At 53.4% G+C, this 15,792-nt stretch carries 13 protein-coding genes; 6 read left to right on the top strand and 7 right to left on the bottom strand.

Annotated features, from left to right (window positions below; all coding sequences use genetic code 11):
* Positions 1–48: 48 nt before the first annotated feature.
* A complete protein-coding gene (patD, locus tag N7E69_RS20250) occupies positions 49–1,494 on the top strand; it encodes an aminobutyraldehyde dehydrogenase (protein ID WP_000158100.1) in 1,446 nt (481 codons plus the stop codon).
* Between the two features lie 104 nt (positions 1,495–1,598).
* On the opposite strand, the gene yncL is transcribed toward patD, so the two are convergent.
* Entirely contained in the window at positions 1,599–1,694 is a 96-nt protein-coding gene (gene yncL, locus N7E69_RS20255) for a stress response membrane protein YncL (RefSeq protein WP_001103198.1), read from the bottom strand.
* 198 nt (positions 1,695–1,892) lie between these two features.
* Between yncL and N7E69_RS20260 the strand changes: the two genes are divergently transcribed.
* Positions 1,893–2,066, top strand: a complete 174-nt coding sequence (locus N7E69_RS20260; protein ID WP_000171943.1) for a GhoT/OrtT family toxin — start codon at positions 1,893–1,895, stop codon at positions 2,064–2,066.
* A 44-nt stretch (positions 2,067–2,110) separates the two neighbouring features.
* Here N7E69_RS20260 and srfC read toward each other — a convergent pair whose 3' ends face one another.
* From srfC to srfA, 3 genes are read right to left on the bottom strand one after another with little or no spacing between them, the layout of a single operon-like run.
* The gene (srfC, locus tag N7E69_RS20265; RefSeq protein WP_000165629.1) at positions 2,111–4,255 is read right to left on the bottom strand and encodes a virulence-associated effector SrfC; all 2,145 of its coding nucleotides are present in this window, start codon (positions 4,253–4,255) and stop codon (positions 2,111–2,113) included.
* Positions 4,252–7,233, bottom strand: a complete 2,982-nt coding sequence (locus N7E69_RS20270) for a virulence factor SrfB (RefSeq protein WP_001752138.1) — start codon at positions 7,231–7,233, stop codon at positions 4,252–4,254. Before N7E69_RS20270 ends, srfC begins: the two co-directional genes overlap by 4 nt.
* Positions 7,234–7,237: 4 nt before the next feature.
* A complete protein-coding gene (srfA, locus tag N7E69_RS20275; RefSeq protein WP_001129966.1) occupies positions 7,238–8,566 on the bottom strand; it encodes a virulence-associated effector SrfA in 1,329 nt (442 codons plus the stop codon).
* Positions 8,567–8,789: 223 nt separating this feature from the next.
* Between srfA and N7E69_RS20280 the strand changes: the two genes are divergently transcribed.
* Positions 8,790–9,023, top strand: a complete 234-nt coding sequence (locus N7E69_RS20280) for a YdcY family protein (RefSeq protein WP_000018720.1) — start codon at positions 8,790–8,792, stop codon at positions 9,021–9,023.
* Between the two features lie 4 nt (positions 9,024–9,027).
* Here the strand turns inward: N7E69_RS20280 and N7E69_RS20285 are convergent, their stop codons facing one another.
* A complete protein-coding gene (locus N7E69_RS20285) occupies positions 9,028–9,477 on the bottom strand; it encodes a DMT family transporter (RefSeq protein ID WP_001076565.1) in 450 nt (149 codons plus the stop codon).
* Complete coding sequence (mddA, locus tag N7E69_RS20290; protein WP_000155373.1) at positions 9,477–9,992, bottom strand: L-methionine sulfoximine/L-methionine sulfone acetyltransferase; 516 nt, start codon at positions 9,990–9,992, stop codon at positions 9,477–9,479. Before mddA ends, N7E69_RS20285 begins: the two co-directional genes overlap by 1 nt.
* A 211-nt stretch (positions 9,993–10,203) precedes the next feature.
* On the opposite strand from mddA, the gene N7E69_RS20295 reads away from it, so the two are divergent.
* Together N7E69_RS20295 and mcbR are read left to right on the top strand one after the other, a co-directional pair.
* The gene (locus N7E69_RS20295; protein WP_001517827.1) at positions 10,204–11,241 is read left to right on the top strand and encodes an NADP-dependent oxidoreductase; all 1,038 of its coding nucleotides are present in this window, start codon (positions 10,204–10,206) and stop codon (positions 11,239–11,241) included.
* A 333-nt stretch (positions 11,242–11,574) separates the two neighbouring features.
* Entirely contained in the window at positions 11,575–12,240 is a 666-nt protein-coding gene (mcbR, locus tag N7E69_RS20300; protein WP_001119592.1) for a colanic acid/biofilm transcriptional regulator McbR, read from the top strand.
* 55 nt (positions 12,241–12,295) lie between these two features.
* Here mcbR and pqqU read toward each other — a convergent pair whose 3' ends face one another.
* Positions 12,296–14,416 carry a TonB-dependent receptor PqqU gene (gene pqqU, locus N7E69_RS20305; protein WP_000692059.1) on the bottom strand — a complete coding sequence of 707 codons (2,121 nt, stop codon included), beginning with the start codon at positions 14,414–14,416 and terminating at the stop codon, positions 12,296–12,298.
* A 263-nt stretch (positions 14,417–14,679) separates the two neighbouring features.
* Between pqqU and N7E69_RS20310 the strand changes: the two genes are divergently transcribed.
* Positions 14,680–15,741: a YncE family protein gene (locus tag N7E69_RS20310; RefSeq protein ID WP_000550640.1), complete on the top strand. Its 1,062-nt coding sequence runs from the start codon at positions 14,680–14,682 to the stop codon at positions 15,739–15,741.
* Positions 15,742–15,792: the final 51 nt, after the last annotated feature.

The following is a 15,792-nucleotide window of genomic DNA, read 5'->3' on the forward strand; positions in this document are numbered from 1 at the left end:
GCCGTCTATTTTTAGGAAAGCGGCGGCTCGTTCGCCGGAAATCGATTAATGACGATATGGGAAAATGCTATGCAATATCAATTACTGATTAATGGCGTGCTGGTGGACGGCGAGGGAGAAAGGCAGTCTGTTTATAACCCGGCGACAGGCGAGGTCATACTTGAGATTGCGGAAGCGTCGCCCGCGCAGGTTGACGCCGCAGTGCTGGCCGCCGATAGCGCGTTTGCCGAATGGGGGCAGACCACACCCAAAGCACGGGCGGAATGTCTGTTAAAACTGGCGGACAGCATCGAGCAAAACGCCCTTGAGTTCGCCCGGCTTGAATCGCAAAACTGCGGTAAGCCTTTGCACTGCGTAATTAATGATGAAATTCCGGCAATCGTGGATGTCTTTCGCTTTTTGGCCGGCGCGGCCCGTTGTTTGAGTGGGCTGGCGACGGGCGAATATCTGGAAGGACATACGTCGATGATCCGCCGGGATCCGATTGGCGTGGTTGCCTCTATCGCGCCGTGGAATTATCCGCTCATGATGGCGGCCTGGAAGCTGGCGCCAGCGCTGGCGGCAGGTAACTGCGTGGTGATTAAGCCTTCTGAAATCACGCCGCTGACGGCGCTTAAACTTGCCGCGCTGGCGAAGGATATCTTTCCGCCTGGGGTGCTCAATGTCCTGTTCGGACGAGGGCAAACTGTTGGCGATGTATTGACCGGCCATGAAAAAGTACGCATGGTCTCTTTAACCGGTTCTATCGCGACCGGGGAGCATATTCTGCGCCATACTGCGCCAGCGATAAAACGTACGCATATGGAACTCGGTGGTAAAGCCCCGGTGATTGTTTTTGATGACGCCGATCTGGATGCGGTGGCGCAGGGCGTCCGGACTTTTGGTTTCTATAATGCCGGACAGGATTGTACTGCGGCGTGTCGTATATACGCGCAGCGCGGTATCTATGATGCACTGGTCGAAAAGCTAGGGAACGCGGTGAGCAGCCTGAAAATGGGCGCGCCGGAGGATGAGTCGACAGAGCTGGGGCCGTTAAGTTCGCTGGCGCACCTGAAGCGCGTCACAGCGGCAGTAGAGGAGGCGAAGGCCCTCAGCCATATCCGAGTGATTACTGGCGGAAGTCAAACGGAAGGTAAAGGTTACTATTTCGCTCCGACGTTGCTGGCAGACGCAAAACAGGAAGATGCCATCGTGCAACGCGAGGTCTTCGGCCCGGTGGTCAGTATAACCGTCTTTGATGATGAAGATCAGGTTCTGAGGTGGGCCAACGATTCTCGCTATGGTCTGGCATCCTCCGTCTGGACTCAGGACGTTGGGCGGGCGCACCGGCTTAGCGCCAGATTGCAGTATGGCTGTACCTGGATTAATACCCATTTCATGTTGGTTAGCGAGATGCCGCATGGAGGGCAAAAACAGTCGGGATACGGCAAAGATATGTCATTGTATGGTCTGGAAGACTACACACTTGTCCGTCACATCATGGTTAAGCATTAAGGATCATTTACTGTTCAGAAAAATCATGAAAAAATAGGCGGGTGTCGGCGGAGAGGGGGACCTCCCCGCCAACATGCGCAGCAAGTACTCAAAGGTTGAACACCTCAAGCAAACCAGCCGAATCTCAACGAGATCAGACCCAAAAGTCCTGCAGCAGCAAAGACATTAATCAGCACGACGGTTTTACTGGAAACATTCATTTTCGCCACCTTTCATCATAACCCCTATGGGTATAGTACGGGTTGGCGAGATCCGCAATAATACGTAAACAGGATATTCTGTGAGCGGAGCCGTGCATTGAGAACGTTTTGCTGTTAAGGCTGATAAACCTTGATGTGTGTCAAATAAAAAGAGCATATTGCGCGCGTTTTTTCCTCTGGTTGGCGCGGATGCCTGATATGACCCTCTTTCAAAAGATATTAATTTTTTACGCCGTCATGGCGGTGATATCATCCCTGATCACCTGGTTTTTGACTCATGACAAAAAACGAATTCGTTTCCTGAGCGCTTTTTTGGTTGGCGCGACATGGCCGATAAGTTTCCCCGTCGCATTGCTGTTTTCGCTTTTCTGACCTCAAGCCCGATACAGGTTACCGGGCATGGTTTTTCCGCCAGGTCAGGCTATCAGGGCAATTAATTGCGCTCTGTCTACGTCGGTAACGTCCTGCGGATGCCGATATCCTGCGTTCTCATTGGCCAGGGTATACAGCGCAACAAGCCAGTCATAGACATAGCGGCTGGCGGCGTGAACGGGCTGTTCGTCAAGCTTTGTTAGACGCAACATTGTCGAACGCGGCGTTGCGGCGAAAATGGCTGCGCCTTTCTGAACGCGGCTGGCCGGGCGTTGGGCCTCCTCGATATTGGCGTAGCCGAGCCAGGCGATGAAGTTACCAATGATGGCATGAAGCTGCGCGCCGCTAACCTCCTCGCGCTGCATGGTTTTCTGTAACTGCTGAGGTAAACCGAGGCGATAGCTGGCGGTAATTAAAATCTCCGCCACGGCGTTGAGCATCTGCGGTTCCAGCCCCAGACGCTGCGCATTATCCCGGCAGTGGGCCCACTGGCGCAGATGGTTGATCCACATTTTATGCGCCTGGTAGCCTGTTTCATGACCTTCTGACGCTGAAGCGTGCGTTGGTTCGTCGGCAAAGAGATCGATCGCGTCATTAAATAAACCGCTGACCTGTTCTTCTCGCGACTGTCGGGTGCGCAGCAACGCTTCGAAGTTCTGTACCGGCGGTAACAGCCCGGCCAGCAGGTCGCCATGTCTGGCGGCCTGGGCCTGAAGACGCCGGATCACGGTTTCAACCGGTAGCCGCGCGTCATCAAACATCGGTAACAGATCGCGCACGCGGCCTCGTAGTTGTTCGCGTAACGCCTGTAAGCGCGCCTGTCGCTGTGGTGCCGATGTCGCCTGCGATAACCACTCCACCAAACGCTGCATACTGTGTTTATCCAGCGCCTGCAACGTTCCCCAATGCACGCCAGGTTTACCCATCAACTGCTGGACGGCCTCATCCAGATTTTGCTGGGTGGCAAAACGGGCATCCTGTGGAGTAATAGCCCAGACGACGCCGGGTAACGCTGATTCATGCTGCGGCTGCGTGGCGTTAACCCACTCCAGTAAGTGACGGGCGGCAGTGGACGTTTGCGAGCGAGATGCCAGAGCATTGCAAATCACCAGAACATCGGGCTGTACCTGTTGGCGGTAATGGGCCAGCATCCAGCCTAATTTCGCCCGCCATAACGGATGAGGATGACTATCTGGCGCGACCGGAATATCCAGTAAATCAACGTTATCCAGTACGCTGTTTTCAACGCTTAGCACCAGTTCACGGGTAAGCAGCGCCAGAGAATCAAGCGAAAGGCTGACCGCATTGAGCAGTCGGCCTTCCTTAACCGGATGCACCACCACATCGCTTTGCGTATCGCTGGCGGTTAGCGCCATTTGCGTCAGGAAGTTTTCCGCCGGTAAGCCAAAATGATCGACCAGCAGGCTGAGCGGCGCCGCCAGTTCCCCGGCATGGCCGGTTTGTTGCAACATATGCGCCAGCGCCAGCCATTGCTGGGTGATCTCCGGTTGCTCTCCCCACAGTAATGCCCAGGCGTGCGCCCGTGTCGTGAGATCCAGCGCAGGCAAGAGCGAGGCAAAGTGTTGCCATGTCGCATCATCAATATGTTGTCTGGCGGACGGAAGACAAGAGCGCCAGAAACTCGCGATGGTCGCTACCTCTTCAGCGGTAACGCCGGGGACGGGCTGCGGTTGGCGAAGCGATTGCCATTTCTCCAGGCGTGATGTGATAATGGATTTTTCGACCTGGCGACAAACGGGGGACGCGCTGGTCCAGGCAATAAAGATCTGCACCAGTTCGGCTTCACTGATCAAGCGCAGGCGCAACGGCCAGCCGCTCTCGTTTGAAAAAATGTCGCGCGTAAAGCGAATAGCCATATTCGCTGGCGCATGACCCGGATTGATGTGGCTGAAATAATCATAGTCACGGTCCGGCGTGATAATTTCCAGCTTGCCATTCTCGTTACCGCATAGCGTCGTTAACAGATGCGCTTTTGCGGATTGCGCATACCCGTACAGACCGACGCAGCCATGTGATGCGCAGGCGGCGTTGAGCGCTGACTCATCCGCTGCGGCAAGCGTAAGTTGCGCCAGCAGAGCGTCGGCTTCATCATCCAGCCGCGTTGCGTAACGGCGCGTGTTGTTAACCCACTCGATAACAGCCTGGGTGGCGTTTAACGGTTTTGTCATTTCAGGTATACACTCCCGCTATCTATCCAGTAGTGGCTGCCGCTGTGGCGACGGTCAGCCAGCGTATTCAATTTAAATGTCAGCGCATCGGCGGCGACCGGCGTCCCGTCCTGGAGCCAGGCATCACTTAATATGAACGATTCCGGGGCGCTATCTTTGCTACTGCCGCGTAATTTCAGTCGCACATTCAGTACGCCGTCGCCAGCGATGGTTTTCGCCAGTTCGGCGGAATTAATGCTCAGGCAATAGAGTGGGGTTGCCGGCCAGCGACTATTCGCCAGTTGACGAAAGCCCAACGTCACGTTGCCGCGTAGCGGAAAATGCAGGCGTGCGTCCAGCGTTGCGCCGGGTTTATCCAAATCGATCTCGTGATACCAGATGTTTTCATCGCGAAGCGTATTAACGGTATTATCCAGTACGCCGAGATAACGCACAGTCGAATACGCGCCGATATCAGCCGCTTTAAAATTGAAACGCGGCAGACGTAAGTCCAGCGCCAGGCTGCATAACATCGCGCCCACCGCGGCAGTGGATTTTGGATTGCCGATACGCCCTTGTTGACTGAAGGGATACCATTCATGTACCTGATACTTATCCATCCACACAATGCGATTAACCGGCACCGGTTGTAAGTGCCGGATGAGCGCCTGTACGCCGGGTAAACAGGTCGGTCTCCCCGTCACCAGCAAGATATCGCAGTGATAGTGGGATATCGCTTCGCAGACCGCATGAAGCGGCGTTGTCAGCGTAAACTGACCGGCCAGCAGAGCCTCCTGAAGCTGGCTAAACTGGATTTGCAACGGCACATTGAATATATCAAATGTCGGCGAACCAGACGGTAAGGCATGATCGATCGCCTGCTGGATATAGTTCATCACGTTGCTCGTTGGGCGGCGGATCAGCAGATCGCCAAATGTCGCATGTAAACCGGCAAACGGATCGTTAATGTCGCTTTGCTCCCAGGCGGAAAGTACCGCATGGCCCAGCGGCATAAATAATTGCAGCGCCGTTTGCTGGCGCAAAATGGCCTGAGTATCAATTCGTCCCGAATCGCCAAATAAGGTCGCCAGCAGGGCGGCGGCATCCGTAACGCCTGCCCGTTGCAACGCCGTTTGCAGGGAAGGGAGTACGCAGCGCTGAATGATATCCAATAGCAGATCGTCCCCGGCGACTTTAAAACCTTCGCGAAACAGGAGATGAGGCGTAATTTTTACATTGGCCCCCACGCCGTCATCTAACTGATAGTGAACGATCGCCATATCCGTCGTGCCGCCGCCGATATCAATCGATGCCACGCGCAACGCGCGCCCGGGGACGACGCCGGGTTCAGGCTGGCGATCCGGTCTGGCGAGTGCATTAAAAAAGGATTCGGTACGCCCGGCGTAATGCGAAATGGCTTCGTTATAAAGCCATACCAGTTGGCCGCAACTTGCTTCGTCCCATTCCATCTGTATTTCTGGTACCGGCACCACGCTTTTTTCACGCTGCTTAGGCGTGGTGAAATCCTCATCCTGCGGATGCCAGCCCATGGCTTTCCAGACCAGCGCCAGCGCTTCAAACATTCGCTGGCGGAAAATTTCTCGCTCCTGTTTCGGCATGGCGGAAGGCAGCGTTAAAATCAGGGTGCGTAGCTGGCGCGGCGAGGCGGGAAAGCCGAGCCGCAGCCGGGTGGCGACGCTGTTAATTTGCCCCAGCGCCTGAGCCAGAATTTCGCACAACATATGCGTCATCAAGGTGCTACGGCTGTATTGCGGCGAAAAAACCGGTAGCCTTTCTTCATGCGGCAGGCGGAATAACGGCTGTCCGTCGTCGTTCATCAGATTCATCAGCGGAAACGCGGTGGCAAGCGGTTCGCGCTGCGTTTTACCGTGGATCTGGCTAAAACGCCAGTCCTGCAAGGCGGGGGTTTCATCCCACAGGTAGCGGCGCGGGCTGGAGATGCCGCTGCTGCCTTCGGTGCCCACACGCTGCATAGCAAGGGCGCGAGCCTCGTCGCCCACACGCACAATGGAAGGCCAGACAAAGGCGTCGTCTCGTCCGCTTTCGACAGAAAAGTGTTGCTTGCCAAAGCGTGCTTCCGAGAATTCTACCCGGCTGGTAAATAAAGGATCGTTCAGATACTGCGGCTCGCTTAAAGAACGCACCTGAAGCTCTGCCGTCTGGCGTAAGCCGTCATTCGCGTCGCCATGATCCTCGATCAAGACGCCGCAGGTATGCGTATTGCCGACATCCAGAATCAGATCGACCGGGATTGCGGGCGTGCTTAACGTATGTGTCACAAACTTTACTTCCGGCACCGTAAGCTGTTCGCCTAACAGCGTCAGTAAATTCAACCAGTGCGCCTGATACTCAAAGCTACGCAGCGCTTGTTGAATGGCCTGTTCCGGACGGTTTTCTACCTGTGAGGCATACTGAAGAAACGACTCGCGCAGCCAGCCGTCAATCCATGTCTGGTCAAGAAAATCGGCAACTTCTTCATCGCGCCAGGCGAGCGCAAAACGTGTGCCATTGAGCAGATCGTTTTCGCAAGGCGCCAACGCCGCAGGCATATTTTTTGCCAGCTGACTGTCGAAGGCGAGGGTGATGCGGTGTGTGTTTCCGGCGCTATCTGGCTCGCTGAGTTTACGTACCTGAATGCGCGCCCAGTTATCCGGCCCGTCAATAAAGGTACGCGGCGGATTAAAACGCAGGAACGGCAGGGGGAGCCAGATCCCGTCGAGTACATCCAGAGAATAGTGCAGCGTCTGAGTGCTTTCCGGTTTCACGACTTCGGGTTGGCCGCCAGCACGTCCAGGCAACGTGTAGCGCCCGCTGGTCAGATCAAAATCGAGGCGCAGTAGCGGGCCGTTTGCCGTTTTGCGCACAAAACGTCCGTAGTGGGCCGACTCTTGCGGCGTTAAGCCAAAATCAAGAAACTGGACGCCACTGTTTGCAATGAGCGTGACGCTCTGTTTGTAATCACACAGATTGACCAACATAAAATCAGGCACCTATCTTTTTAAACGTCAACGGAATTGCCGCGTGGTCGCCATAACGGGCGGTACAGGTTGCGACGTCATTGACGCCTGCTTTACAGGTAATTTCCGGCATCGGATAACGTGAACCGTCGGTGCAGCGCGCATTGCCGCGACTTTTAATCATCAGCTCGCCCGTTTGATGCAGACCAGAGAAAATTTCCGCCCGACAAACCACGTTATCGCCATGTACTACGCGCGCGATACCTTTGTTATTTTGGATCTGATAACGCAGAGAGGGCGGCTTGCCGGTAATCGGATCTTTGACATCCACGCTGACCCGCCAGCTACCGTTTAAAAAGCGCGTGGTTCCAAGCTTCATCTGCGTACTGTCCATCACCAGCGCGTCTTTGGGAATAGCGGCAATGATAACAGGCGCTTCCGGCAGCGGCGCCGATTTGGGGGCGGGCGTCACCTCAGCGCGATGCAGCGGCAAATGCGCGGTGAGTTCAGGCAATGGGGTAACGTCAGTTTTCGCGGTAGCGACAGGCGCGGCGCGAACAGGAGAGGCCCCCCCGTCAACGGATGAAGATGGCCAGAAAAAAGGCGTGGCGACGGCGGCGATAACCACGGCAGCGACAGGTAAGCTCCACAGCGGTAGACGGCGAGCTCTTTTCGCCTCAGCAACCGGGATGGGTGTGGCCGGCTTCGGCTCGCTAACGATAACGGGCGGCGCAACAGGTTCCTCCGGCATTTTCGGCGGCTCAATGACAGACGTTAACAAAGGTTCATCCGCCTGACTAAATGCCGCCTCTACCAGCGGCTTTTCTTCGGGCTCCGGCTCCGGCTCGACCAGAGGGATGTCGGGGATTGCCTCGGTTACCCGCAGGCAGTCCAGCACATCATCGCGTGTATTTTCGTTGAGATTAACGAATCCCCAGAAGGTGATAACCGGTTTGCCGTTAACCAGGAAAACATGATTTTCGCTGGGAAATTGCGTCGCTTTCTCAAGTAGCGACCCAAATAGCTGGAGCGCTGTTTTACCGGATTGCAGACTTTTGCGACTGAGTGCAGCCGCGCTTTCAAAAGTGCTGGCTAAATAACGTAAAGCCCGAGAACGTGTCTCTTCGTCAGCCGCTTTCCACGCTATCGCCTGACCTTCAATCGGCGAATACCAGTCAACCCGATCGCCATTATCGTTAAGTTGCGGAATCGCCAGACAGTCAACCATCGCCTGCTGTTTACGCAGACGAAGCGTTTCGCGAATTTGCAATGCTGATTCAAATACGGCCTGACCGCCGCCGCCCACGGCCTGATAATCATCCAGATTGCCGCTGCGCAAGAGAGATTTTGCCACGTTGTTATCCCTTAGACTTCTTCACGCGTCTACTTTACGGGGTCTATACGCAAGCAAACGGCGGAAGAAAGGCAAAAAGGCGCGAATTCTCGGTCTATTAAACCCCGTGTTTTCACTTGACGTAAGTTAAATCAGGAGGGCAGCGGCGAATTACCGCATCGGGCGACAATAACGCGTATAATAGGCGAATCATGCTGTTACAGAATAAAGAGTAGGAGAGCTTATGTCGCACCTGGAGGAAGTGAGCGCCCGCGTGGATGCCGCCATCGCGGAGAGCGTAATTGCCCATATGAATGAATTGCTGATTGCCTTGAGCGATGACGCTGAATTACGTCGCGAAGATCGTTATGTGCAGCAGCAGCGTTTACGCACGGCTATCGCGCATCACGGCAGGCAATATCAAGAAGATCGGGACGCGCGCCGCGAGCAGCTCACCAAAGGCGGCACGATCCTGTAACCCATTAAAACTGGCGCTTCGCAATCAGCCATGCGCCAATGACCAGCAACAGCGCGCCAAACGCCGGCCCGACCATTGCGCGTAACGTGACGCCGTGGCTACGCGCGATATCCAGCGCCAGTCCGCCGATTAACTGGCTGGCGACCAGTACCGCGATAGTCGTCGCGGCGCCAACGTTCTGATACCCGCTAATGCTGGCAAATACAAAAAATGACCCCAGCAGACCGGGGATCAATGTCCACCAGCGAACGCTGGCGACCAGCTCGCCGAAACCCGCAGCGCCTTGCTTAAACCACAATATCGTCACAAATAAAACGATCCCTACCAGCGAGTTCAACAGCATAGCGATCAGAATCGTCGATGATGTCTGCGTAATACGCACCATAATACTGTTTTGTACCACCAGCCCGACGCCGGCGGCGATCAAAAAGATAAGCGTCAAAGACTGGTTCATCAGCAGGCGTCCGGCGCGGCGTGTTCATCAAGCTGGAGCTGCATAAACGTAAGATCTAACCAACGGCCAAATTTTACGCCGACCTGCGGCATTTGCGCGGTAACGGTAAATCCCAGCGAATGATGCAGGCGTATCGAGGCGGCATTCTGTGACTCAATACCGGCCACCATCACATGCTTGCCGCAGCGTCGGGCTTCGTCGATCAGTCTGCTGAGCAGCTTTCGCCCCAGTCCTTTCCCCTGGTGCGCCGGATGAACATAAACCGAGTGCTCGACGGTATAGCGAAAACCGTCGAAACTGCGCCAATCGCCAAATGATGCATAGCCAGTCACCACGCCATTTTCTTCGCTTACCAGCACCGGATAGCCCAGTAATTGACGGGCCTCATACCAGGCAAGGCGATTATCCGTATCGACCGTCCGATCGTTCCAGATGGCCGCAGTATGTAATACCGCATGGTTATAGATTTCGGTAATCGCGGCGCAGTCTGCTTTATCGGCAAAGCGAATCGTCATAGGGAACCCCAGGGAATGTTTACGATAGTGTTAGAAATACTATTGAAGGCGGCATAAATCAACGAATTAGCGCAAGAATTCATATTTAGCGAGAGGGGAAAGAAAGTCGTTCATAAAAGCGCACAGCCTGATATCTGAGAGTGTTTAACTCCCTCAGAAAGCTAATGTTCGACTATTATTGATGGATTATGCCAGGCATGAGGAGAATAGAATGAAGCAACAGACCAACCGAAATCGTCGTTGGGTTTTGGCCTCGCGTCCCCACGGCGCGCCGCAGATGGATAACTTCCGCCTCGAAGAAGATGACGTCGCGACGCCCGGTGAAGGGCAGGTGCTATTGCGTACCGTTTTTTTATCACTCGACCCTTATATGCGTGGCCGCATGAGCGATGAACCCTCATATGCGCCGCCTGTTGAACCTGGCTGCGTTATGGTTGGCGGTACGGTCAGTCGCGTTGTCGCGTCAAACCATCCTGATTACCGACCAGACGAATGGGTGTTGAGTTACAATGGCTGGCAGGATTATGACATTTCAGATGGCGAAGGGTTAGTAAAGCTGGGTGATAATCCGCAACATCCTTCCTGGTCATTGGGTATTTTAGGAATGCCGGGGTTTACCGCCTATATGGGGTTACTGGATATCGGCCAGCCGAAAGAGGGCGAAACGCTGGTTGTCGCCGCCGCCACCGGCCCCGTAGGCGCAACGGTTGGGCAAATTGGTAAGCTGAAGGGCTGCCGGGTCGTGGGTATTGCTGGCGGCGCGGAAAAATGCCGTCATGCGACAGACGTTTTGGGATTTGATCTGTGCCTTGATCATCACGCTGATAATTTCCCACAACAGCTTGCGCAGGCCTGCCCGCAGGGTATCGATATCTATTATGAGAATGTCGGTGGTAAAGTCTTTGACGCCGTCTTACCGCTACTGAATACGTCGGCGCGGATTCCGCTCTGCGGTCTGGTCAGCGGCTACAATGCGACAGCGTTGCCGGACGGTCCAGACAGACTGCCTCTGCTGATGGCGACATTACTTAAAAAGCGTATTCGTCTGCAAGGTTTTATCATCAACCAGGACTATGGTCACCGGATACATGAGTTTCAGCAAGAAATGGGGCGTTGGATCAAAGAAGGGAAAATACATTACCGGGAGCAGATTACTGATGGGCTGGAAAATGCGCCAGAAGCGTTTATGGGGCTGCTGGCGGGGAAGAACTTTGGCAAAGTCGTGATACGTTTAGCGGACGATGCGTAAAGAAAAAATGGCGGCATTATGTCGCCATAAAAATGTGCAAATTTTAAAATTCCGGCTTTACTTATATTCATCATTCAGATCGCGGTGGGGCAGCTTATCTCGCTCAGCGGCCTGAACCGGTCAAAAATCTCGATACATGAAGGAATGACGGAGATAAAACGGTTGCCATAAAGAAACCTGTATTGTTGTAAAAGATGAGAATATCACGCAAGTAAATTATCACTTTTATTTATTTGGCCGTTCAGGCCTGGATTATCTTTTTTACAATTAAGTTCCGAAACTTCTTCGGGACTCGATTGCGATGTTGTTCTGCCAAGAGGTGAAGGAAGGAAAATGCCGGGTACGGAAAAAACACAACATATAAGCCTGACCACACAGGTTGAAAATCGGTTAAAGCATCAATTGTCTATTGGCGCATTAAAACCAGGCGCAAGGCTTATCACTAAAAATATCGCTCAAGAGTTAGGCGTCAGTATTACGCCAGTGCGTGAGGCCCTGTTAAGGCTGGTCTCTTCCAGTGCTTTGGCGGTGGCGCCAGCACAGGCGTTTATGGTGCCGGAGATCTCGCTGGAAAGTTTGCTGGAAATTAATACGATTCGTACTGCCCTGGAGGAGATGGCGGTGGTCGCCGCTGCGGGTAAGATTACCCCGGATCGCGAGCAGACGCTGAATGCGCTATTAGATGAATTTCAACAGGCGCTGGAAAGTGGCGTTATGGAGAAAATTCTTTTGGCCAACCGCGCATTCCGCTTTGAGATCTACCACTACGCGGATATGCCAACGCTGTATGCCATGATCGAGCAATTATGGGTACGCCTGGGGCCAAGTCTGCATTTTTTATATGATAATTTTAAACTTGATGATTATCAAAACGGCGTTAATCTGTACAGAAAATTGCTTAATGCGTTAGTGACTGGTGATAAAGAAGCCAGTCGCCACTGCCTACAGAACGTTTTGCAACAAAACGTAGCGACGATTAAAAATCAGTACTTCATGTAACTTTCATGAAACTATGACTAATCAATAGCGGGGATGCCCCGCTATTGCCGGATATTTATTCAAATTGCCATGCCAGATTAATCCCCACGCCATAGTTACGCCCTGGCGCTGGCTCATAATATCGGCCATTAGATTCATTAACGATCACCGAACCGATATATTCTTTATCAAATAGATTATCTACCCGCCCAAAAATATCGACGGTAAGCTGACTGTAATTAAATTTATACCCTGTATTTAGTCCAACAACGGTATACGAAGGCGCTTTGGCGGTATTTTCATCATTGGCCATGATATCGCCCATATACCGAACGTCTGTTCCGGCGTACCACCCCTCATCCGGGATAAAACCTAATGAGGCGAATCCCATATTACGGGCGATGCCGGGCATCCGGTTTCCATCACAGTTTTGCCCCTGACAAACGTTACTGCGATAGGTCGCATCCAGCCAGGTCCATGATGCTTTCACCCGCCAGTCGCCGGCGAAGCGCTGGTCCAACGCGAGCTCTGCGCCCTGGCGGCGCGTTTTGCCCGCGTTTTTGTAGGTAGTGCGTCCTCCCATACTACTGGCGACGACAATTTCATCATCGGTATCGGTTTGAAATAACGCGGCGGTCAACAAGCCATTGCCAATCCGCGTTTTACTGCCGACTTCCACCGTATCATTGGTCGACGGTTTGAGGTCAAAGTTGAACCCGCTTTGGCCGTCAGCGCGATAAGAAAGTTCATTGATAGTGGGAGTTTCAAATCCGCGACCGGCAGCAAGATAGAGATTCCAGGCGTCAGTTAACGCATATTTTAGCGATCCGGCGGGTAGCCAGTGGTGATAGCTGGCGTCGCCGCTGTCATCGCCATTGCCGGGCGCGATATAGTGATCGTTAGAATCGAACCACACGGAACTGTAGCGCACGCCAGCATCCAGCGAGAGTTTTTGCGTAAGCTGCCACTGGGTTTGCAGATAAGGATCGACATTCCACATCAGGTTACGCTCATCCCGCCGTAAATCGCCTTTATGCCCGAACTCAGGGGTGCCGTTGTTGAGACGGAAATTATTGTAACCCTTGCGGTTTTCGCTCATGTTTTCATAGTTTAACCCGCCAGTGAAGGTGACCGGCACACCTAATTCTCCCCGGTGAGTCCAGCGGGAATCAATTCCCTGATAGTGGCGTTGCAGTGTAATTACGCCGCCAGCCTGGGCTGGTTTTAGCTGTGCCACCAGGGGAATAGACTGGTATTGCGTGGTTTCCCGCTCTCCGGCGTAGGCCATCACGCTGATATCATCCTGCGCGCTGAGCTGACGTTCATAACGCAATCCTGCCTGAGTTTGTTTGATGGTTTTACGCGTATTGTACTGTTCAGCGCGCGGCGCCTGTTGCGGATCGGCTTTCCATTCAGATTCGGTAAGTCCGCCGGGATCGTCCGCCTTAATGTCCACACTATTAAAAATCAGCGAAAGTTTACTGACATCGTCAAGGCGCACGCCCAGTTTGGCATTAGCCAGATTTTTTCGCGCGCCGCTGTGATCGCGGTAGCCGTGGGTGGTGAAACGGGTAGTTGATACCGTGTAATCCACGTCGCCAGGCTGTGTGCCGTCACCCATCGCGCCCGTGGCTTTTAGCCCATAGCGCCAGCTTCCATAACTGCCGTAGTAGCTGCTGGCCTCAAGGGTGGGCGGCTGTCTCCCGGTTTCGGTGGTGACATTTATTACGCCGCCGGAAGCATTGCCGTATAGCGCTGAGAAGGGGCCGCGTAACACTTCAACGTCTTGTATGCTGTTAATATCAATATTCGAAATCTGGCCTTGTCCATCCGGCATGGTGGCGGGAATGCCATCAACATACAGACGAATGCCGCGCACGCCAAAGGCGGAACGCGAGCCAAATCCACGGATAGAGATTTGCAGATCCTGCGCGTAGTTCTGCCGGTTCTGCACCTGCAATCCCGGGACGCTGGTTAAAGTCTCAGATAAATTAACGCGCGGCGTCGCCAGACGCATGTCTTCTCCCTCAATGACGCTAACGGCGGCAGGTGTATCCAGTTCGGATACGGTTTGCGGCGTTGCGGTGACTATCATGGTTTGTTCATTGGACGCGCTGGCGGCCTGAAGGACCGGGGAGAAGGTCAGAGGCAATAAGAGGGCGGGATAAAGTCGCTGTCTAACGGAAATAATTTTCATGAAAATGCCGGATAAATGTAAGCGTATCAACGGAAAACGTGACATTAAGGGTAGTCAATATGTAAAGTTTTGAAATTTTAATCGCACATTAAGTTAAGAAAATGTGCGGTATTTAAGAGCCATGACATTCGCAGGCGAGGAAAAGCTCCACTTTCTGATAAATAATGATTATTATTCTCAACTTATAATAAGTGCGGAACGAAGATCCCGCGCAGCGAAGTAGTGTGAAGCAGCTATACACGTTTTTATCAAAGGGAGTCGTCATGCACTTACGTCATCTTTTTTCGCCGCGCCTGCGTGGTTCTTTATTGTTAGGTTCGCTCCTCGTGGCATCCTCATTTAGCACGCTGGCGGCGGAAGACATGCTGCGTAAAGCAGTAGGCAAAGGCGCTTATGAGATGGCCTGGAGTCAGCAAGAAAACGCGCTCTGGCTGGCTACATCGCAAAGCCGTAAACTGGATAAAGGCGGCGTAGTTTATCGTCTCGACCCGGTGACGCTGGAAATCACGCAAGCGATTCATAACGATCTCAAGCCGTTCGGCGCCACCATCAATGCCGCGACCCAAACGCTGTGGTTTGGCAATACCATTAACAGCGCTGTTACCGCGATTGATGCCAAAACGGGTGATGTAAAAGGTCGTCTGGTACTTGATGCGCGCAAACGTACTGAAGAGGTTCGTCCGTTACAGCCCCGTGAGCTGGTTGCCGATGCGGCGACCAACACGATCTACATTAGCGGTGTTGGTAAAGAGAGTGCTATTTGGGTAGTGGATGGCGAAACCATCAAACTGAAAACGACGATCGAAAATACCGGCAAAATGAGTACGGGTCTGGCGCTCGACAGTAAAGCGCAACGCCTGTACACCACCAATGCGGATGGCGAATTTATCACCATCTATACCGCCAGCAATAAAATTCTCAGTCGTAAGAAGTTGCTGGATGACGGTAAAGAACACTTCTTTATTAACCTGAGTCTCGATACCGCAGGTCATCGCGCGTTTATCACCGACTCGAAGGCGACTGAGGTTCTGGTTGTCGATACCCGTAATGGCAATATTCTTGCCAAAATCGCGGCGCCTGCTTCTTTGGCCGTCCTGTTTAACCCGACACGTAACGAGGCGTATGTGACACATCGTCAGGCAGGTCAGGTCAGCGTGATCGATGCGAAGACCTATAACGTTGTTAAAACGTTCGATACGCCGACGTACCCGAATAGCCTGGCGCTATCGGCAGACGGTAAAACGCTCTACGTCAGCGTGAAGCAGAAATCGACACGTGAACAGGAAGCGACGCAGCCGGATGATGTTATTCGCATTGCTCTGTAAATAGGGTATGGAGGGGGAAACCCCTCCAGTCATCTCTTTAAACGCACCGAT

The organism is Salmonella sp. 3C (genome assembly GCF_025426275.1).
GTDB lineage: Bacteria > Pseudomonadota > Gammaproteobacteria > Enterobacterales > Enterobacteriaceae > Salmonella > Salmonella enterica.